General features: G+C 53.8%; 7 protein-coding genes. All 7 read right to left on the bottom strand.

Features of this window, described 5'->3' with window-relative positions:
- Positions 1 to 17 precede the first annotated feature (17 nt).
- Complete coding sequence (locus GURA_RS22580) at positions 18 to 4,508, bottom strand: CxxxxCH/CxxCH domain c-type cytochrome (protein ID WP_011937440.1); 4,491 nt, start codon at positions 4,506 to 4,508, stop codon at positions 18 to 20.
- A 96-nt stretch (positions 4,509 to 4,604) separates the two neighbouring features.
- Positions 4,605 to 8,744 (bottom strand): CxxxxCH/CxxCH domain c-type cytochrome, encoded by a 4,140-nt coding sequence (locus GURA_RS02560; protein WP_011937439.1) that lies wholly within the window; start codon positions 8,742 to 8,744, stop codon positions 4,605 to 4,607.
- Positions 8,745 to 8,840: 96 nt separating this feature from the next.
- Entirely contained in the window at positions 8,841 to 12,686 is a 3,846-nt protein-coding gene (locus GURA_RS02555) for a CxxxxCH/CxxCH domain c-type cytochrome (RefSeq protein ID WP_011937438.1), read from the bottom strand.
- A 744-nt stretch (positions 12,687 to 13,430) separates the two neighbouring features.
- Positions 13,431 to 16,592 (bottom strand): CxxxxCH/CxxCH domain c-type cytochrome, encoded by a 3,162-nt coding sequence (locus GURA_RS23160; protein WP_011937437.1) that lies wholly within the window; start codon positions 16,590 to 16,592, stop codon positions 13,431 to 13,433.
- 93 nt (positions 16,593 to 16,685) lie between these two features.
- The gene (locus GURA_RS02540; RefSeq protein ID WP_011937436.1) at positions 16,686 to 19,499 is read right to left on the bottom strand and encodes an NHL repeat-containing protein; all 2,814 of its coding nucleotides are present in this window, start codon (positions 19,497 to 19,499) and stop codon (positions 16,686 to 16,688) included.
- A 339-nt stretch (positions 19,500 to 19,838) separates the two neighbouring features.
- Positions 19,839 to 21,209: a sigma-54-dependent transcriptional regulator gene (locus tag GURA_RS02535; protein WP_011937435.1), complete on the bottom strand. Its 1,371-nt coding sequence runs from the start codon at positions 21,207 to 21,209 to the stop codon at positions 19,839 to 19,841.
- Positions 21,210 to 21,316: 107 nt separating this feature from the next.
- Entirely contained in the window at positions 21,317 to 22,792 is a 1,476-nt protein-coding gene (locus tag GURA_RS02530) for a sensor histidine kinase (protein WP_011937434.1), read from the bottom strand.
- Positions 22,793 to 22,830: the final 38 nt, after the last annotated feature.

Below are 22,830 nucleotides of genomic sequence, written 5' to 3'. Positions count from 1 at the left end.
CACCAGTTTCTGGATGATTAATAGACACCCCCCGGGGTGTACGTTTTAGTACGGGAACCGCCGCAGATAGTACCGCCCATGCCGGTACAGGAAGCAGTACCGCTATACGCAGGAGTTGTAATGCTCTTTGGCTGATGAGCTGTTATATACCCCTCGGAAGTATTGCCTCGGATAAAGGCCTTTTTATAGGTCGTCGCGCCACTGACCGTGCTCGGGTAGCCATGGACATCCTGAGCGCGTACCGGACGCACCGTTGCAGTGTTGTATGAAGCGCCGTGGCACATGTTGCAGCCGTAGCTCATGGTGGCGGTCATCCCGCTGTTGGTACTGGACCCTATTGCAGAGCCAACCCCATGATAGCTGTTTGCCAGCACCGCATGGCAGGCAAGACACAGCGTGGCTCCAGTTGTCGCATTCGGCGAACTGCCGCTTGCCGTTGCATTGCCGCGCAGCGTTACCGCATTACCGTGTGCGGAAACGGTACGAAGCGTCATTGGTGTCGGCGTGTTGTGACAGTCGAAGCAGTTGATCACAACACTGTTCGCCTTGGTGCCGGCGGTCCGGGTGAAGTTGTTATATGGCGCTTTCATCAAGCTGGGAGTCGGATACCCGGCATTGCGCGGCCCGAGTACCGGGTGGAACGACGCGTTAGTGGTGGCAAGCTGTGTCGCGACGTCAATAGTACCTTGGGTTCCAATTGCGTTATTCGCCGCGGTGTAGTTTGTACCCAAAGCGATGCCGCCAAACGGCATGGCATTTGTACCACCCGTTGTCCGAGCTGTCGTATTGGCTGCCCCACCTGAGTCATGGCATTTCATGCAGAATTTCTGGGAAATTACGTTGGCAATTGTGTTGTTAACAGTAGTAGTTCTGGAACCGGCGGCATAGGATGTTGAGAAGCGCTGGAAGGTAAACGCCGCGCCGGATATATCGGTAATTGGCGTTTCCCCTTGGACATCCGGGTCACGCAGGTCGATGTTGCCGTTCGCGTGGAATTTGGACGTTCTTTTAGTGGTAAAATTACCCTCCAGGTGGCAAACGATACAGTCTGCGTCGGTTACCGCGCCCCGTCCGGTCTTCTTGTGTCCCCAAGCCAGGCCGAATTCAGTCGTAACAGCTGCCAATGTCTTGCCTGCACGCCCTTTTGTACGAGTAATTGAAGCTGAATGGCAATTAATACACCCAAGCGTGGCACCCCATGTTGCAGCACCATGACATGACGTAGTACAGCCGTTTGCTAGATACGTAAACGGAGATTGGTGCTTGGTTATAGTGCTTGCATACTGGATTACATTAACCACGCTATTGCCATGGGCGGCACCACCGGTCGATCCGGACACGGCGCCTGAATGACAATCAGCGCAAACGTAACGATTATAATTCAGGTGTTCCTCATGACTGGCGGTTTTGGGGCCAAGCTGTGTTGAGGGAGACGAATACGCAACAAATGCACCAAGGTTGCCGTTGGTAGCATCATTTTTATGACAAGCTCCGCATCCGCTGCTGGTCGGGCTCCACACATTTGTGGTAATAGATCCGGAAGCGTATGGGTTGGCGTGACATGTAGCTGCCGTACAGGTAGAGTATCCAGAACCAGCGGCATGCTTGGTGACAGGCAAACCACCGTTGTAGCCGTTCGCCACATTGACCACGCCATTGGCATGATTTGCTCCACCGCTTGTACCTGATACAGCACCGGTGTGACAGTCACCACATGCAGCGCCTGCTGTCATATGGATTGCATGACCACCGGTATTAGGAGCTCCGTTTGCCTGGAACAGGCCGGTTCCGGTATGACAGGCAGAACAACCTGCGATCGTGCCCCAGGCAGGAGATGTTATGGACCCAGTTGTACTATATGGGTTCGCATGGCAGCTGGCCGTGGTACAGTTAGTGTTGGTGCCATTCCACCCAAGGCCTGCGGCAAGATTAACGGTCTTTGGATTCGTATCCCTGTTTCCTCTGCCATGGTCAGCATTGCCGCCGACATCACCGCCGACATCATGACAGTTGGTACAAGTGGTAAGAGCAGTATGCTTGGGGTGACTCCCCACTGCATCAGGATGGACAGTGCCATTCGGCTCGCCCGTACCACCGGCCGCACCGTGACAGCTGCCACAACCGATGCCGGCAGTTGTGGGATCGCCCTTGGTGTGGCAGGCTTGACAATCAGGCGGTGTGCCTGCAGTTGGATAGGTTCCTCCGGGAGTGCTGTTGGTGTGGCAACCGATGCCGGTGGCACAGCCGGTGTGGCCGGTGCTTGTTGCATAATATGGCACGGTATGACCACTACCCTTGAAGCCGGCCCCGTGGGGATGGCATGTAAGACAAAGCTTGTTGTTGTAGTGGGTCGTGTCCGGGGCGTTGGCACTGTAGCGATGGAACGTTGTCTTCCGGTGACAGACCTCGCAGATGTTGGAAGAGCCGCCTGTACCGTTACCGGCGTAAGTACGATTGTCGTTACCGAACACGCCGTTCAGGGCGTTGGAGGTCGAGGTCATCCGGGTAAACACGACGTTTCGGTTACCATTCGGGGTGGCAACAGTGGTAGCGACGATTTTTACGTTGCTGGTGTTCTCAGCGTGGCAGGTGGCGCAGGTGAAGGTCGAGCCCCAGTCGGCACCGTACCCTTTTGTGTTTGTCGGGTTGACATTGGCGGCGTTATGCATGAGCGGGCTGGTTATGACTACAGTAATTGTACAGGACTGACCAGCATAGGCATTGGAAACATTCCCATTGGCATCCTTGACCCAGGCGTACAGGGTTTTTGTCCCGGCTGAACCTGCGGTGTATGAAGTTGGCGCAGTGCCGAGAGTAATCGCCGCGGCCGCAGGGGGGGTGGCGCTCTCGTTGATCAGGTAACCGGTTACGCCGATATTGTCGGATGCAGTGAAGATAATCCCGGAAATAGTCAGGGAGCTTGAGGTGGCAGGCACGGTAAAGGCCGTTACCGTCGGTTTGGTCGTGTCCAGGGTAATGGTACACGCCCGCCCGGTGAAGGCGTTTGACACGTTCCCGGCGGCGTCCTTGACCCAGGCGTAAAGGGTTTTTGCCCCGGCTGAAGCAGCGGTGTAGGAAGTTGGTGCAGTGCCGAGGGTAATCGCCGCCGCTGCGGGTGGTGTAGCGCTCTCGTTGATCAGATAACCGGTTACGCCCACGTTGTCGGATGCGGTGAAGGTAATCCCGGTAATAGTCAGCGAGCTAGAGGTGGCAGGTACGGTAAAAGTCGTCACAGTTGGCTTGGTCGTATCAGCTAATGTTATGGTGCAGGTCTGACTGGTGTAGACATTGGAAACGTTCCCCGCTGCATCCTTGACCCAGGCGTACAGGGTTTTTGTACCCTCTGTGGCAGCGGTATAGGAAGTTGGTGCGGTACCGGATGTAATGGAAGCGGCCGCAGGGGGGGTGGCGCTCTCGTTTATCAGGTAACCGGTTACGCCCACATTGTCGGATGCGGTGAAGGTAATCCCGGAAATAGTCAGTGAGCTTGAAGTGGCAGGCACGGTAAATGCCGTAACCGTCGGCTTGGTGGTGTCAGGCAGGGTAATTGTGCACGTCTGACCGGTATAGACATTGGAAACGTTACCGGCGGCGTCCTTGACCCAGGCGTACAGGGTTTTTGTACCCTCTGTGGCGGCTGTGTAGGAAGTTGGTGCGGTACTGGAAGTAATGGAAGCGGCCGCAGGAGGGGTTGCGCTCTCGTTGATCAGGTAACCTGTTACACCGACATTGTCGGATGCTGTGAAGGTAATCCCGGAAATAGTCAGTGAACTTGAGGTGGATGGCACGGTAAAGGCCGTCACTGTTGGCTTAGTGGCGTCAGCAGCAACCTCATCTACAGTTACAACCCCGCCAGGAGTGCTGGTTGACGAAGCTGTGCTGCCGTAATATACACGTGCGTCAGTTGAAGCACCAGAAACGTAAATTATACGTATACCAAGCTTGGAGCCAGCAGGCACCGTAGCAGACTGAGCGGCAAGACTTACGGTATAATCAGCGCTTGCGCCAGAAGTAAGTGCCTGTGTAGCCTGAGCACCGGTAAAGTTTGTCTTTGTTCCGTTTGCGGCAACATAAAACAGCTGGAAACCAACGGTATATCCACCAGAACCATCTCTAAGTCTTCCAAAATAAGACGTGCCGGTCACTGTCGTTGAAGTTGCATAGGCAGTGTTGTAGATCGACTCAAGCATTGTAGCCCCAGCCGTGTAAGTGCCGGTTGTTCTGTTTGAGGTAGTGGTCGCCGCAACCGTTTTCATCTCATTCACATCAGGCGTTGGCGTAGCTGATGTAGGGTTTGTGCCACTGACCGTATTAGTCGTAACACCTGTCGCGATAGTAACACCGGTACTATCGTCTATGTTGTAGGTCTTCGCAACCGCGTGTACTGAATACGGTTTATACCATCCCTCATACATGAACACAGAGACCAGCAGGGTCGCCAGCGTTATCAGGCTAATCTTGGCGCCCAGATTCATGCCTCGAATTTTTTTTGCTATCTTCTTTCCCATGGTGACTTCACCTCGTAATGGAATTGTATCAAACAGGAACGATTTGAATGAAACCCGGTCCACCCATGAGGTGAACCAGGCAGATTAAATTAGCAGTTACAGGCCGGTGTGACAGCTTTCACAAGTAACCGTCGTATCGTTCCAGTTAACCGTCTTGCCGTTGTGGCAAGCTATGTTCGAGCAGTTTCCAGCACTCCACATGGTATTGTCAAGGGCTTTCTTCGCGGCGTCATACGGTGTGGCGCCAGCCTTATAAGAATTGGCATTCCGTCCCCATGCACCTGAGTAGCTGTCGAAGCTGCCATCTCTGACCTGTGCCCTGGATTTTACAGCTACCGCTGCGAAGCTGAAATTGACCTGGCCATTGACATGGTTACCCAGATAAGCGATGGATGCCTTGTTTGTCTTTGCAGAGTGACAACCGATACAGGCCAGGTTCTCATCATTGCGGGCCGATGTGACGGTCAGGCTATGACAGATATTACAGTTTATGGTGGTGGACTGGGTGGCATCGCCATGGCTTGAGTTGGTAGTACCAGCTAGCAGTTTGCCGCTTGCGCCATTGAAGATGTTATCCTGGTGGATGCCAACCACATGGGCCTGATGGGCACCGGTTGTCGGCGAGTTGCCATGGCATTGTGCGCAACGGTCACTGCCGGCCGGGAAGGTCGCATACCAGTTAGGACTGGTGCCGGTTGGGGTGGCCTTACCGTCGCTATGGCAATAAACTGCCGTACAGGTAACATTCGATCCTGTGACAACCACATTCACCGCAGCACCCACTGGGTTCTTGGATCTCAGTGTGCCTACACCGGCTACGTTATTAACCTGGACATCAATGGAACCGTTCAGATGACTTGTAGCAGCCGTAGGATGGCAGTTGGCGCAACCGAACTTATATCCCCATCCGGCCAATGTGTCGTCGCCTGCCGATTTGTTTGACGTATAGGCGTAGAAGGTCACTGTAGTGAGAAGGTCCTTCACATGCTTGCCATGGGCGCCGGTAAGATTCGGGTGACATGATGAACAGTTGAGATTGGTAGCACCCCAGAGTTGCGACTGATACCCCCCCCTACCGTTTGAATGGCAGTAGGTTGTGGTACAGGATGCGTAGGGGCTCCCCTTGAGCTTATTTGCGGAATAGCCGAGGTCGCCGGCTGTTGTCTTGTAGACATCGATGTTGCTATCAAGATGGTTTGCGTTGACTGATGTACCCTGGACTGCGCCGTTATGGCAATCAGCGCAGACAGCGTTTGCAAAGAATTTACCCGCAAGACCCGTGAGGTGCTTGGTGTGACTGCCGGTTGCGGGCTGAAGTATATGACAGGCGGTACAGGCGGCTGCCGTGTCGCCCCAGGTCGGGGTTACCGCCTTGGTGCCGGTACCGTTGTCATGACAGGCGGCGGCCGAACAGGTGCCGTAGCCGTTGCCGGGGGTGCTTGCCTTGCCCTGGCTGTATGCGCCGGTGACGTTGATGAAGGTATCGACGTGACGGGTCGAGTTGTAAGATACGCCATCGCCTGTTACGCCGACGTGACAGTCTACGCAACCGGCCGAACCGGCTGCGTTAAGGTGTTTGTTGTGGCTGCCGCTGGCGATGGTCGCCTTGGTGGCGTTGTGACAGCTGCCGCAGGCTGCGGTGCCGCCCCAGGTGATGGTGGCATACTCGGTCGTCAGGGCGCCGCCGGTGACCGACTGGCCGGGGCTGTGGCAGTATGCGGCATTACATGTTGCGTAGGCGCTCCCCTTGGTCTTGTTGGCGGGATAGCCATTGATTGCGTCTATGTTTCCGTCAAGGTGCCCTGTGCCGCCATTGGAGCCTTCCACTGCGCTGGCATGACAGGAGGCGCAATTTGCCTTGGTGTACTGTGTGGTGCTGAGATGTTTGGTGTGGCTGCCGGTTGCGGGCTGCAATGCATGACAGGCTGTACAGGCGGCTGCCGTGTTGCCCCAGGTCGGGGTTATCACTTTGGTGCCGGTACCGTTGTCGTGACAGGCGGCGGCCGAACAGGTGCCGTAGCCGTTGCCGGGGGTGCTTGCCTTGCCCTGGCTGTATGCGCCGGTGACGTTGATGAAGGTATCGACGTGACGGGTCGAGTTGTAGGATACGCCGTCGCCTGTTACGCCGACGTGACAGTCTACGCATCCGGCCGAACCGGCTGCATTAAGGTGTTTGTTGTGGCTGCCGCTGGCGATGGTCGCCTTGGTGGCATTGTGACAGCTGCCGCAGGCTGCGGTGCCGCCCCAGGTGATGGTGGCATACTCGGTCGTCAGGGCGCCGCCGGTGACCGACTGGCCGGGGCTGTGGCAGTATGCGGCATTACATGTTGCATAGGCGCTCCCCTTGGTCTTGTTTGCGGGATAGCCGTTGGTTGCGTCTATGTTTCCGTCAAGGTGCCCTGTGCCGCCATTGGAGCCTTCCACTGCGCTGGCATGACAGGAGGCGCAATTTGCCTTGGTGTACTGTGTGGTGCTGAGATGTTTGGTGTGGCTGCCGGTTGCGGGCTGCAATGCATGACAGGCTGTACAGGCGGCTGCCGTGTTGCCCCAGGTCGGGGTTATCACTTTGGTGCCGGTACCGTTGTCATGACAGGCGGCGGCCGAACAGGTGCCGTAGCCGTTGCCGGGGGTGCTTGCCTTGCCCTGGCTGTATGCGCCGGTGACGTTGATGAAGGTATCGACGTGACGGGTCGAGTTGTAGGATACGCCGTCGCCTGTTACGCCGACGTGACAGTCTACGCATCCGGCCGAACCGGCTGCATTAAGGTGTTTGTTGTGGCTGCCGCTGGCGATGGTCGCCTTGGTGGCGTTGTGACAGCTGCCGCAGGCTGCGGTGCCGCCCCAGGTGATGGTGGCATACTCGGTCGTCAGGGCGCCGCCGGTGACCGACTGGCCGGGGCTGTGGCAGTATGCGGCATTACATGTTGCGTAGGCGCTCCCCTTGGTCTTGTTGGCGGGATAGCCATTGATTGCGTCTATGTTTCCGTCAAGGTGCCCTGTGCCGCCATTGGAGCCTTCCACTGCGCTGGCATGACAGGAGGCGCAATTTGCCTTGGTGTACTGTGTGGTGCTGAGATGTTTGGTGTGGCTGCCGGTTGCGGGCTGCAATGCATGACAGGCTGTACAGGCGGCTGCCGTGTTGCCCCAGGTCGGGGTTATCACTTTGGTGCCGGTACCGTTGTCGTGACAGGCGGCGGCCGAACAGGTGCCGTAGCCGTTGCCGGGGGTGCTTGCCTTGCCCTGGCTGTATGCGCCGGTGACGTTGATGAAGGTATCGACGTGACGGGTCGAGTTGTAGGATACGCCGTCGCCTGTTACGCCGACGTGACAGTCTACGCATCCGGCCGAACCGGCTGCATTAAGGTGTTTGTTGTGGCTGCCGCTGGCGATGGTCGCCGCAGTGTTTTTATGACAGGTGCCGCAGGCGCCGCTCGCAGCACTATCCCAGGTTGCGGTCACATAATCACCACCGGTAAGTGCTCCACCGGTTGCCGACTGACCGGAGCTGTGGCAATAAAGGGCGGAACAGCTACCGGCTGTCCGGGTGGCCGACTGACTGGGGAGGTAATTATAGTTGGAGCCGGCATAGCTGCCGATCGTCACGGCTATATTGCGGCCGGCATTACCGGCGCTGGTCGCATGCTCGAAGGTGGTCCGATTCGGATGGCATTTTATACAGGAAGCTGTTCCGCCAAAAGCGGTCACGTGCTTTGGATGGCTCAGGGTAGACGGCTGTGCCGCATGGCAGGTATCACAGTTTGTCGAAGCCGCTGACGAACCCCATGTGGGGGTAATAGATTCGAAGTGACAGTTGACGGTGGCACATGTGCCGAGGGTAGGGCTGGAAACCTGACTGGAGGTGAAAGCCTGGAAGCCGTACTTCATGTACTTACCGGTTGCAGGCGATGTGTTGACATTCGCCGCGAACTGGATCTTTCCGTTACGGTGGTCGATCGTAAATCCACTGTTGTTATGACAGGGGACACACGATGAAGCAGTAGCCGTCGAAGCCATATGCGTCCGATGGTTACCGGGGAACGCGCCACTTGTCATATCCCTGTATACGGCGTCCAATGGCCGGTTATCGCCCGGACTGCCGTGACAATCATAACACTGATCAATCTTGTTGCCGGTTAACGCAAACGCCGAAGCTGCAAAGACGAATATAGTCATCAAGGACAACAGCAAGAATAAAGCCGGTTTTCTGAAATATCCTGCGCTGTAAAATGTCTTCATACTTGACTCCTTACCTATAACTAAAGACGATTGTATTCTCATACTGGCATCCTCAATAGGGAGGGGTGGGAACTACCCCCTCCCATGACTCAGATTTTATCTTTCTGTACTCCACTTAGGCGATGCTTTGAAGTGACAGCTTACGTTTGAACATGAACCGGTAGAGAGAGGGGACCCAGTTTGGTTGCCAGTATACGTAATCGGCAGCTTCGAGTCAAACTTGAATTTAGAATCAACCGAAACCTGAACATTACCCGGAACAAAGACGCCGCTACCCTGGTTATGGCTGGCAGATGGATGGCAGATCAAGCATGGCGACCAGGAGTCGGTTGCCTTCGCCATGAGAGCGATATGACCGGGAACATTGTGTGCTCCGCCACCACCGGAGTAGTTCTGGAGGCGGGCAGTGGTGTAGCTGTTTTGTATACCGAGACCTGCCATATCCTTGACCGGCGGGTAACCGTGACAAGCATTACAGCTGCCGCCGTCAACAACACCGTTCGCATGCATTGTTTTGTCAGCAATGGTCATACCATCGGTATTTACATCGCTGTGACAGCCGTTACAGGAGTTTTGCGCTACATAAACCGGACCGACCGGATTTGAGATATGGCCGCTTGTTGCCGGTGGGTTACCGTGACAGACACCGCAGTTGGTCAGTGCAGGAGCCCCTGAAAGAAGCGGCTGGTTCCATTTGGCTGTCTGCTTGGTCGCTGTTGTGCCATCGGCAAGTGTTGCACCGTGGCAGTAGTTGGTACAGTTGCCGGTGACCGGGTCGTAGCTGGGCGTTACGCCACCAGTAGCAGCGAGTGCACTCCAGGCCATACCAGCCTCCCCGACACTCTGGCCGGCGTGGATGTGATTAGCATCATTGAAGCTGCTCACAGATTTATGACAGTCGGCGCAGGAGAGGTTCACCGTAATCTGGTGACCTGCAGTCGTATTGGAGCCAAGGTGGGCGACGTGGGCACCGACCTTGACATCGGTGTTGGCGGTAGCACCTGCCGTGGACTTGAATGTGCCGCCTGCAGCAGGCTGGGCAGTATTCGCAGAGCCGTGACACTTCTCGCAGGAAGTCGTAACCGTATCAGCACCCCATGTTACGCTGCCCGTGCTGGAGAAGTGACAAGGTGTAGTTGAACAGGAACCGTAGCCGTTGCCGGGAGTGCCGGCTCCGTTGTATGCACCAGCCGAAACCTCAATAAGAGAGTTGACATGATTGGTGGAGTTGTATGAGACACCATTGCCCACAGCGCCGGCATGACAGTTGGCGCAATTAGCATCGACGGCAAGATGCTTGGCATGGGTGCCGCTGTTCAATGTTGCAGAAGTGGCGTTGTGACAGCTGCCGCAGCCAACTGTATCGCCCCAGGTGACGGTGGCGTACTCGGTCGTCAGGGCGCCGCCGGTGGCCGACTGGCCGGGGCTGTGGCAGTATGCGGCATTACATGTTGCATAGGCGCTCCCCTTGGTCTTGTTGGCGGGATAGCCATTGATTGCGTCTATGTTTCCGTCAAGGTGCCCTGTGCCGCCATTGGAGCCTTCCACTGCGCTGGCATGACAGGAGGCGCAATTTGCCTTGGTGTACTGTGTGGTGCTGAGATGTTTGGTGTGGCTGCCGGTTGCGGGCTGCAATGCATGACAGGCTGTACAGGCGGCTGCCGTGTTGCCCCAGGTCGGGGTTATCACTTTGGTGCCGGTACCGTTGTCGTGACAGGCGGCGGCCGAACAGGTGCCGTAGCCGTTGCCGGGGGTGCTTGCCTTGCCCTGGCTGTATGCGCCGGTGACGTTGATGAAGGTATCGACGTGACGGGTCGAGTTGTAGGATACGCCGTCGCCTGTTACGCCGACGTGACAGTCTACGCATCCGGCCGAACCGGCTGCATTAAGGTGTTTGTTGTGGCTGCCGCTGGCGATGGTCGCCTTGGTGGCATTGTGACAGCTGCCGCAGGCTGCGGTGCCGCCCCAGGTGATGGTGGCATACTCGATCGTCAGGGCGCCGCCGGTGACCGACTGGCCGGGGCTGTGGCAGTATGCGGCATTACATGTTGCATAGGCGCTCCCCTTGGTCTTGTTTGCGGGATAGCCGTTGGTTGCGTCTATGTTTCCGTCAAGGTGCCCTGTGCCGCCATTGGAGCCTTCCACTGCGCTGGCATGACAGGAGGCGCAATTTGCCTTGGTGTACTGTGTGGTGCTGAGATGTTTGGTGTGGCTGCCGGTTGCGGGCTGCAATGCATGACAGGCTGTACAGGCGGCTGCCGTGTTGCCCCAGGTCGGGGTTATCACTTTGGTGCCGGTACCGTTGTCATGACAGGCGGCGGCCGAACAGGTGCCGTAGCCGTTGCCGGGGGTGCTTGCCTTGCCCTGGCTGTATGCGCCGGTGACGTTGATGAAGGTATCGACGTGACGGGTCGAGTTGTAGGATACGCCGTCGCCTGTTACGCCGACGTGACAGTCTACGCATCCGGCCGAACCGGCTGCATTAAGGTGTTTGTTGTGGCTGCCGCTGGCGATGGTCGCCTTGGTGGCGTTGTGACAGCTGCCGCAGGCTGCGGTGCCGCCCCAGGTGATGGTGGCATACTCGGTCGTCAGGGCGCCGCCGGTGACCGACTGGCCGGGGCTGTGGCAGTATGCGGCATTACATGTTGCGTAGGCGCTCCCCTTGGTCTTGTTGGCGGGATAGCCATTGATTGCGTCTATGTTTCCGTCAAGGTGCCCTGTGCCGCCATTGGAGCCTTCCACTGCGCTGGCATGACAGGAGGCGCAATTTGCCTTGGTGTACTGTGTGGTGCTGAGATGTTTGGTGTGGCTGCCGGTTGCGGGCTGCAATGCATGACAGGCTGTACAGGCGGCTGCCGTGTTGCCCCAGGTCGGGGTTATCACTTTGGTGCCGGTACCGTTGTCGTGACAGGCGGCGGCCGAACAGGTGCCGTAGCCGTTGCCGGGGGTGCTTGCCTTGCCCTGGCTGTATGCGCCGGTGACGTTGATGAAGGTATCGACGTGACGGGTCGAGTTGTAGGATACGCCGTCGCCTGTTACGCCGACGTGACAGTCTACGCATCCGGCCGAACCGGCTGCATTAAGGTGTTTGTTGTGGCTGCCGCTGGCGATGGTCGCCGCAGTGTTTTTATGACAGGTGCCGCAGGCGCCGCTCGCAGCACTATCCCAGGTTGCGGTCACATAATCACCACCGGTAAGTGCTCCACCGGTTGCCGACTGACCGGAGCTGTGGCAATAAAGGGCGGAACAGCTACCGGCTGTCCGGGTGGCCGACTGACTGGGGAGGTAATTATAGTTGGAGCCGGCATAGCTGCCGATCGTCACGGCTATATTGCGGCCGGCATTACCGGCGCTGGTCGCATGCTCGAAGGTGGTCCGATTCGGATGGCATTTTATACAGGAAGCTGTTCCGCCAAAAGCGGTCACGTGCTTTGGATGACTCAGGGTAGACGGCTGTGCCGCATGGCAGGTATCACAGTTTGTCGAAGCCGCTGACGAACCCCATGTGGGGGTAATAGATTCGAAGTGACAGTTGGCATTCGAACAGTTTGCATTAGTCATCACCGGGTTCGATGTCTGATTGACGAATACGCCTTTACCGTAAGTAGCGGCAAGCGGCGACCCGTTGATGTTTGCCTGGAAGCTGATCTTGCCGTCACGGTGGCTGCTGGTAAATCCGGCACTATTGTGACAAGGCGTACAGCTTGACTGATTGGACGTCAAAGCCATATGCGTCCGATGGTTACCCTGGATGCCACCTGTTGTAATATTTCGATATCCGGCATCAACCGGCCGATAATCGGTTGGGCTCGAAGTACCATGACAGCCATTACAATCCAGCGCGGCACTTGCATTCCCAGCAGTCACGCAAAGATTGACGAACGACAAAGCCAGAAACAAAAACAACTTACCAGCAGATCCCCACCCCAGCTTTTTCTTCATTCTTGACTCCTAAATTAGAGATATCACACTCGATAAACTTCAAATGGAATTTTAAATCTTCAATACTGTTTCGGCAAAAAACAGCATTTAATAGTTATTTAACGAAACAGAGCACGTGCACCAGTGCCATTCGAATATTATTACAATCCAAAGCGACCAACCAGAAACTACATATTCCAAGTAGTTACACACCATACATCAAATCTGTGCGTAACAACGCTGACCCTAGCGCTTCATCGCACACAATATTATGCAAAATAAACACCAAACACAGTTCTGATATCATTATATTAAACTTATCATTTTCTAATCCATCGCAAATACCGGACCTTAATTATATGAACGAAAAGTTAAAAGGTCGCATGGCAAAACATTTACTTGTACCGCATTTAAACTCGAATAAACCTAAAAACGGCATTTGAACCGCAAAGACGCCAAGAACGCGAAGAAAATCAATACAATTGATACAGAAAACCTTCTTACCCAAAAGGTGATCACAGGCTGTTTATTAACTCTTTGATTTCTTTGCGAACTTTGCGGCTTTGCGGTAATGAACTGCTTATTCTAGGATAAATTGGCTGAGTGGTTTGATTTCGGTTCTTTGCGAGAAATCAGCCTTCTCATGGACAAATGCTGATACGAGCAAATAGCTTCAAGGGTAAAAACAATATTGAACATTTTCATAAAGAAAATGGCCGGGGGATGCCCCCGGCCATAAATTTCATCACATACAAGACTACTTGACTACCTTATCGTACTCCAGCGTGGTGTCGGCTGGAAGTGACAGCTGACATTAGAACAGGTGCCAGTTGAATTCACAAGCGGCGGATCAACCTGGTTGCTGCTGTACCTGATCTGCAGTGCCGCGTTGAACTTGTACTGCGGATCAACAGCAACCCTTATGTTGCTTGGTTTCGTGTAATCACGTGTCATGTGAATAGCATCATTTGCACCGTAGTGACACTTGGCACAGTTAGCCCAGCCATCCGCTGGCTTGACGGTTTTCGGTATATGACCGGCAACACTATGGGCACCGCCACCACCGATGTAATCATTGAGCCGGGCACCGGAGTAATTACCCTGGACAGCAATGCCGTCAAGGCTCTGAACCGGCGGATAGCCATGACAATCGTTGCAGTTGCCAGTCGGCTTGAAGGCATAGAAAGCAGCATCCGCAGGTTGGCCATTAGTATTATCGGTATGCTTGTGGCAACTCAGACAACCCGTTGTATAGTGACTGCCTTCTGCAACAGAGTTTTTATAGAACCTGGTAAGCGTATGACATACTTGACACAAACCGGCGTAGACGCCATTGGCATTCAGAGAAGTCGTGACACAAGTCGAGTTTTTGAAGCTGACCGACTGACCGTTGATGATATCTCTGATCATAGACCTATTGGATGAACCATGGAGATCATGACAGAGACTACAACTGCTTGCTGTAGGAGAAGCATTTTTATCCAGAACGTGAGATGGCAAATTCAGCTTGGATAACGTCGTAACCTTTAACGAATCATTGTGACAGTAGTTACATTGTGCGTTGAAAGACGAGGTAAGATTCGACTGCAACCTGCCGTCACGCACCGGCGGATTGATATGTGCAGCGTTGGAATCATGACACGATGTACAGACATAATTCATGACCACGCTGGTACTGCTGGAGTTCTTGCCGTGACCTAAGGTCTGGAACAAGCCCTTATCCGGGGCAGTTTTGCCATCAATCACGGAAAGCAAGCCGGCATGGCAACTTTCGCAGGTTGGGCGTATACCGGAAGTCCAAGTTGACGTTCCGAGGCCATTTTTGTGACAAGAAGCAGTACATGACGTATCAGCAACAAGCTGCACGGAGCCGTTAATGTGATTGACCGTGTAATCGGGTCCATGGCAGCTATTACAGGCAGCAGCCACCGGCAAATTGTTGAGTTTCGGACCGTACGCCACAGATGTCGAAAGGTGCGGCTGGTGAGCAGCGGTAGCCCTCGTTGTTGTGGCATGACAGGTGCCGCACGCGCCAGTGCTGCTGTTTGTCCAGACAGGCGTCGCATAGGTTTCGGCCCCGTCACTGTGGCAGTAGACAGCCGAACAAGTTGCTGAAGCGAAACTTCCCGTGTTTACGAATGGAAGCGCTGTTGAGGAAAATTGTACTTCCTTACCGCCGTTAGCGTGCTTCGTTTTGTCTTTGATGACCGTCGAACCGGTTGCAGTGGCCGCATGGCAGTTCTCACAGCTATAATTATTCGGTGCGCCAATATGCTTCGCATGGGCATTGGTTGTCGGTGATGCTTCGTGGCAGGCATCGCAGGTGGTGATATTGCCGCCGAACCAGTTGGGGGGCGTCTGATATACGGGTGGTACTGCACCATTGCTGTGGCAATAGACTGTGGAACATGTGTTATCAGGATTATACTGAGGATTAGCGCCAAATTTACGCGCGATCATACCTGAGGTGTAGGTCGTAAATACGTCCTTGAAACTGCCATTCCTGTGCAGGTCGGAAGGGGCACCGGAATAATGACATTCCTTACATCCGTATGAGTAACCGGTATGGCGCAGGTGCGCAGACACGGCCTCGTTGCCGGTGTAACCGGCCGCTGCCGAAGTGGCCGTCGGCGGCTGACCATGACAGCTGGTACAGCTCGCGGCAAATGAACCCTCCGGTGCAGGTGTGTCGTGGTTGTGGCAAGATATACAGGAAGAGGCCGGGGCATCGACGAGATTCGACGTGCCATGCTCATCGGGGTAGATATTGCCATTTGGAGAGGTCAGACCAGCGACGGGCACTTCATGGCATCCCTGACAGACACCCTTGCCATCGGCCCGCTTAAAGAGCTTAGTTGTCGCACCTGCATCCTGATAAAAGGTCTGCTTAGGGGTAGCCAGCTTCCTGTTATCCTTCCAGCCGGTTGGTGACGACCAGTTCATGTAGCGCTTGATCATATAGATATTGGGTACCCGGTCCTGACTGGTCAGCGCGTTTGGATCGTAATCCACGTGGCCGCTGTGGCAGTCGGTACAGACCACTCTCTGTTCGCCGCCATTATGTTCGAATTTATTCGCATGACAGTTGGTACAGATATTCGGACTATTCAAGCTTGAGGAATAATTGCGATAATCCGTTCTCAGCAGGTAGCCCTTGGAGGGAGCGAGGCGACCAGTAAGCGCCGTAGTGCGGTTGTCAAAAGTGTGTGAGTTCGAGTCGGTGTAATGGATACCATGGCATGTTGTACAGAGTATATTGCCATTTATGAGATTCATCGCCGAAGTCAGGTTATTGGGATTGCTGTTCACCGGCTGCGGGTAGAATTTCGCAGGATTGTTCTTTGCCACGGTAGTATAGTTAATATTTACGGGATGTGTACCGGTCAGGTGCGATTGTGTGTTCCTCAATCGATGACAATCCAAACACATTTCATTGTTGCTATTCTGCACCCTGAGGAGAGGCTTCTGCGCTGCGGGTATTGAGTCGAGCTGATGAACGGAATGGCAACGATTACAGCTTAAGAGCCCGTTATACGCAGTGACCGTTTTCATGGCGCTGTTTGTCGGCGGCAGCGCACCGGCCGCAGGGTTATTGTCGGTAGCCGACCACTCGTGCGAACTATGAGAATAGTTGCTATTGGAGTCATCCTCGACCGTAGTCCCGAAAGGGTTAGCCATATCCCCCTTGAAGAACTGCTTGGTCAAGGAATATGCACTGCCTGCCTTATGACAAACCAGACAGACGTTGTTCGCAGCAGCACCAGTCGGCAAGGCACTCGCATGACAGACAGAGCATGTATCAACCGTTGAGCCATCGCTCTGTATGCCGAATGTGTGAGGACTAGATAGTTCCTTGGCATAAGCTGTGGTTGCCACTATAAAGACCATCATCAGTGTTGCCAGAGCATTTGTAATTGGTCGTTTCATGTTTACGCTCCTGAAAACATTTATATAGCTTAGTCAATAGACAGGTATAGCAGATATCAATACATCATCAATACAACAGTCGCTCAGGCAACATTACCAACTTACGGGATCACCCAACGCCTTACGCAGTATAAGCATTGCGTCGACGAGGTCTATCTTGCCGTCCGGATTCGCCTTCCCGTTCAACAGCGGTCCGATATCGCCGCGCAGTATTTCCGCTGCCGTCGGTGTAGCGAGACCGACCACGCACTGAAGCGCATATCGCGCATCAAGGATATTTACAGGACCGTCGCCATTTATGTCACCGATAGGGGGAGTGTATGTCAGTCCCGTTCTAACGGAAGGATTACCAGCTGGGTCGGTCGCGGTAATCTTGATGGTCGACGGGTTATAATTCCCGGCCGACAGGTCCGCGCTCCAGGTAGCGTTAGGACTGCCGTTGACAATGGTAACCGGGAATGACGCAGCGCCATCCGCAACGGTAACGCCTGCCTGCAATTCCACCGTGCCGCTGATGGTCTTCGGATAACCGGCATATACCGGATCAAGCGTCAACGCAGGCGGAGTTATATCATAGGTGATGGAGCGTGGCGGCAACGTCGTCACATTGTCGGCGGCATCGGTTGCCGTCACCACCACACTATAGGGCCCTTCTACCGGGCCGAACGTCGCGTTGAAATTGTAGGCACCGTTGGTTACAACCGGGGCCGGTGAGACAGCTGCGCCGTTCACGGTCGCAGCCAGGGTAACTGCACTGCCGACATCGGACACCGTGCCGGCGATATTCATATTCGGCTGATTAGTGGCAATATCCTGAGCCGGGGAAGTAATGGCGAGTACCGGCAACGATGGATCATAGATAACAGAGCGTTTCATGCTGGAAGACTTGGTGCCCGATGTGGCGACTACCTCCAGCGTATTGATCCCGCTAGTGAGTGTGACCGGCGTAGTGCCGCCGCCTGCCGGCCAGTAGCCGGACGCGTCTACGACTACGGAAACGCCGTTAACGGTTATGGTTGAAGCGGCAGGTGTAACGGTCCCGCTCATGCCCACTGTGCTAGTCTTGACATATGAGTTGTCCGCCGGCGACGGGGGTGTGGTTATACTCACAACCGGTGTCGCCGGGTCGTAGTATATGGTTCTGGTATTGGTGAAAGATGCGTTGCCGGCCAAGTCAACAGCCTGCACAGTCACCGTGTTCGGACCTACCTGTAAATTCGCCGGAACGCTGAATGTGCTACCATTAACGGTCGTCGGTACGGTATTGACCGTTACGGTAACCGTGCCCGGATGCAGGTCAGCGACGGTACCGGCGATATTTTGCGTCAACACGCTGCTGGAGCTGCCGTTGGCAAGCGCAGACACGGTAAGAACCGGCTGGACGGTATCGCGCACCACGGTTATTGTTGCCGTGGCAGCTGCACTCGACGGCTGGGTCGCTGTCACCGTAATATTGTTTGCGCCTTCCACCAGCTGCGTGGCTTCATAACTCCACGTTGTCCCGTTGACGACGGCCGCACCGCTCGCACCCGTAGCTGCATTGACGACCGTCACCGTTGCGCCGGCATCCACTGTACCGTTAATAGTCTGACCAGACGTGTTGGTCATGATATTGGAAGCTGTCGTTATGCTGAGCGCAGGAGCAGGCAACGAATAGATAACGTTCACCTGCTTCGTTGCCACATTGCCCGCCGCGTCCGTGGCGGTAACGGTGATAAGATTGCTGCCGAAGTTAAGGCCGGTTATTGTCGTATCCCAAGGGGTTGACGCATGATTTATCGGACCGGCGACAGCAGAGGTGCTTACCGTCACCTTAAGCTCAACGCCCACATCAGCAGTCCCGCTTATCGCCAGGTTAGCCTGATTAGTGTTGCTGGGCACCGTATTAAGCGTCAACACGGGGGGGATATTGTCAAATGGACTCGAACCGCCATCGACGCCGAGTATCTGGATATTGCCGGCTCCATTAACCACCAGAAGCCTGCCGTTTACCGCATCAAACGCCACATCCGACGGCAACTGCAACTGCCCATCCGCCACCCCGCCGCACATACCATACTGGAAACTTACCGTTCCACAGCCTATAAGCGACAAGAAATTACCGGCCGCAGAGGCTTCGGTGTCAATCACCTGCATAGTATTTTTCCAGGTATCCACCACATACATCCTCATCAGTGTGGTAGCGTTGGCGTATTCAAATACTATCCCCTGGGGCGAAACAAAGGACAGGGGAGCATCACCTATCTTGCCTATCGTCTTGACCCACGCATAAGTGGCAGCATCGAAGAACTGAATCCTACCGTTCAAGGTATCGGCAACGGCAATTTGATTATGCGCCTTCTCATATGCTATCGCGGTCGGATCATTAAAGAGGCCATTGAGCGGGACGCTTTGCGTAGCCACACCTTTGCCGCCAAACTGCGTGACTGATGCGCCCGAGGCATTAAAGACCCGCACCAGATGAAGACCACCATCGGTAACATATATATAACCATTCCCATCTATCGTGACACCGTTCGCCTTAGCAAACTGACCGACACCACTCCCCAGCTTGGCAAGTTCTACGCCGTCAGGATCGAGGATAGACACATAGGTACCCTGGGTCACAATGACGTTGCCGTTGGCTGCAACAGCCACACCTAAAGGGACGCCAGCAGTCGGTATAGTCTTCACCAGCCGCCCATAGGCATTAAACTTCAATACCCCCCTGCTACGCGGGTCGGTCACATAATAATTGCCCGACGAATCCATAGCTATCCTGACGGGAGCCACCATATCGCGCTTCACCGGTGTCAGGGTAGAGATTTTAGGAGCCACTGCGGCTGAGGTTATTCCTGGCAGCGAAATAACCGCAACAAACAGTGAGACGACAAGTATTGCCAATAGATTTCGAGTAGAGTGAATCATCTGAAAGCCTCCGTATTTATTGGAGATATTCTTAATTTAATAGCAAGCCTGCCCTGCGGCAGTGTTTTTGTTTATCAAATATATGCAACTTCAGTGCCCGACATCGGCCAAGGGACTGGCATTTCCAATGAACGCCTATACAATAGGCGATATATAATGCATATTTAATTCGTAACGACTGAAAGCACCCGATACGGCTTGTGGCTTGTGGCTGTAATCCTGCCAAAATGTGGATGGGAAAAGCGAAATGACTTGATCGCCCAAATGCGCTGCACCACAGGATGTCATTTCGCTTTTATGCGATTGTATCTCGATTGCGCCAACCGGCAAATCTACAGATTATTTCAAAAAGCCGAATTTTTTCATTCGATAGCGAAATGCATCGATGCCGAGGTTCAGTTTTTTTGCGGCCTTGGACTGATTCCAATCGGTGATTTCCAAAGACTGCCGGATGAGTTCCTTTTCAACCTCTTCAATATCGACACCTTCAGGCGGGAGTTTAAACGTTGCCAGCGGGACGTTCGACGAGGATGTCTTGGCAATAATTTCCAGCGGCAGATTTTCAATAAGGAGGGTATCTTCACTTCCCAGAATTATCGCGCGTTCGATGACGTTTTTAAGTTCGCGGATGTTGCCGGGCCAGCTGTATTCCAACAGCATTTTTTCCGCCATGCTTGAAATATTATTGATGGGCTTGTTGAACTCCCTGCCGAAAGTTTCAATGAAATGATTAGCCAGTTGGATAATGTCTTCCTTGCGCTCCCGTAAAGCCGGAAGAAATATCGGAATGACCTGGAGCCGGTAATACAGATCGTTTCTGAATGATTTTTCCTCAATTGCCTTCATCAGTTCTTTATTGGTGGCCGATATGATCCTGACATCCACGGATATCACTTTTGCCCCGCCGATTCTCCTGAATGTCCTGTCTTCAAGAAATCTCAGGAGTTTGGCCTGCATCCCCATCTCCATATCGCCGATTTCATCGAGAAATACGGTCCCGCCGTCGGCAAGTTCGAACAAACCTTTCTTCGCAGTTTTTGCGTCGGTAAAAGCCCCTTTTTCATGTCCGAACAATTCACTCTCAAGCAGTGTTGCCGGTACCGCCGCACAGTTTATAGCCACGAACGGCTTTTCCGAGCGATTGGACTGATAATGAATCCATTTGGCGACAAGCTCCTTGCCCGTGCCGGATTCCCCCTGAATCAGGACGGTCGAAGCCTCGCTCTTGGCAACCTTTCCCATCATATCCAGAACATTTTTCATATGCTTGCTCGTGCCGATAATCTGCGGAGGACCGGATTTTTTATGCTCACTGCGGAGCTGCACCACTTCTCGCCGCAGGTCGGACGTCTCAAGCGCTTTTTTAATTACTATCGACAACTCGTCCAGATTAAACGGCTTGTTTATATAATCGTAGGCCCCCATGCGCATGGTATTTACCGCGGTTTCCAATCCGCCATGGGCCGTCAGCATAATAACGACGATATCCTCATCGAATTCTTTGACCTTCTCAAGCACCTCCAGGCCGCCTATTCCCGGCAGCTGGATGTCCAGCAGAACCAGATCGGGTTGCTCTTCCCGCACCAAGCGCAGCGCATCTTCACCATTGCCTGCCGTGAAAACTTCGTAGCCCTGCTTTTTCAAGTTCTGCTCAAGAGACCAGCGGATTAAATGTTCATCATCCACGACTAGTATTTTTGTCTTTCTCAAGGGAACTCCTTTTGACTTCAGATGTTTATATTTGCTTCAGCTTTCAAAATAACGTTAATTTACTCACACAGTGACGTTTAGAGGCCTGCTACGCTTGCACACCCGTTTCAGACCTGCAAACCATGGTCGAAAGCCGGCAAGGCAACGGTAAATATAGTCCCCTTGCCGTCCTCGCTGGCAACAGACAATGTTCCGCCGTGCTGAGTTACGAGTTTATGGCAGATAGCCAGACCCAGGCCCGTACCTTGAGCTTTTGTGGTAAAGAACGGAGTGAATATCTTCTCCAGAATCTGCGGGGGTATTCCTTGACCGGTATCGGCTACGCTGACCTCTACCCACGTACAATCTTTTTGCAGCAAAGAGCTTTTTATTGTAAGCACTCCCCCCTGATACATCGCCTGTACCGCATTCAAAAACAGATTCAGAAAAACCTGCTGAATTTGCTTGGGGTCGACATATACCGGCGGCAAATCGTCCTGAAGCTCAAGTTTTTTCTCGATATCCTTACTGCCCCGATGCCGGGATGCAAACATGAGTGTCTTTTTTAATGTCGCATTAATATCGATATATGTTGGTTCCGGCTGTGAGGGCTTGCCAAAAAAGAGCAAATCGTTCACGGTCTTATCGAGACGACTGACCTGCTCCAGAACTTCGTTGACAATCTCGGTTCGAGGGTCCGATGGAGAAAAATCATCCTTTATGATCGTTATCGCCGAGGCTATGCCGGTGAGGGGGTTTTTGATCTCGTGGGCGATTCCCGCCGCCATTTCGCCGACAGAGGCAAGACGATCCGCCCGCTCCATCTGCTGAAAGTGATAACGCTCCAGTTCCTGCTTCGCCGTATCGAGCCGGTCGACCATGGAGTCGAAGCTGGTAATCAGTCGACCGATCTCATCCTTGCCTTCAGGTTTCATCCGTACCGACAAATCGCCTTTTTCGACCCGTGCCATGTTTTCTGCCATAAGGTGCAAAGGTTTTTTGACGAATTTAAGCATAACAAGGGAAATGGCAAGGGAAAGGAAGGCAATGATGGCTATGGTAGAGAAAACAAATAATTTTGTAGCATCCATTATTCGCTTTCTCGTTTCGACGAGCGAGTAATTGACGTTCAATAAGCCGATTATGCGGCTTTTGTGCCCATGACAAACATGGCACTGCTCATCGTTATAGATGGGTTTAAGCATCCCGAGAACTTCACCGTGCCCCTCCAGGGTAAAAACCCCTTCTTTTTTATTATTGATGAAGAGCTGATAATCACGATTATCCACGGGCTTGCCGACTTCGCTGGGTTGGGACGACTTGAGGACTATGCCGTGAGGATGAAATATGCGTACACCGAGCAACTTCTGGTTCTGGCCTACCATCTCCAAAATAATCTGCACATCCTCCGAATTGCCGATACGCATGGAATTATAGGTACTTCTCTCGATGGTATTAAGCAAAAGCTCGCTGTTTTCCCTTGCGGCATTGATCAACTGCATCTGCTCTCTGCGCAACGTTACAAAAGCAAAGGCGCTGATACCGAATACAAGCAGACAAATGGATATTACGATGACCCTTGATGTAAGACTCTTAAATATCAACCTGACTCCAGTACATTGGACGGTACGGCTGGGAATGG

The sequence above is a fragment of the Geotalea uraniireducens Rf4 genome (assembly GCF_000016745.1).
Classification (GTDB): Bacteria; Desulfobacterota; Desulfuromonadia; order Geobacterales; family Geobacteraceae; genus Geotalea; species Geotalea uraniireducens.
This window is presented reverse-complemented; position numbering and strand designations above follow the sequence as displayed.

Excerpts from the sequence above, each read along its gene's own strand:
- GURA_RS22580 (WP_011937440.1), bottom strand. The coding sequence starts at position 4,508 with ATGGGAAAGAAGATAGCAAAAAAAATTCGAGGCATGAATCTGGGCGCC.
- GURA_RS02560 (WP_011937439.1), bottom strand. The coding sequence starts at position 8,744 with ATGAAGACATTTTACAGCGCAGGATATTTCAGAAAACCGGCTTTATTC.
- GURA_RS02555 (WP_011937438.1), bottom strand. The coding sequence starts at position 12,686 with ATGAAGAAAAAGCTGGGGTGGGGATCTGCTGGTAAGTTGTTTTTGTTT.
- GURA_RS23160 (WP_011937437.1), bottom strand. The coding sequence starts at position 16,592 with ATGAAACGACCAATTACAAATGCTCTGGCAACACTGATGATGGTCTTT.
- GURA_RS02540 (WP_011937436.1), bottom strand. The coding sequence starts at position 19,499 with ATGATTCACTCTACTCGAAATCTATTGGCAATACTTGTCGTCTCACTG.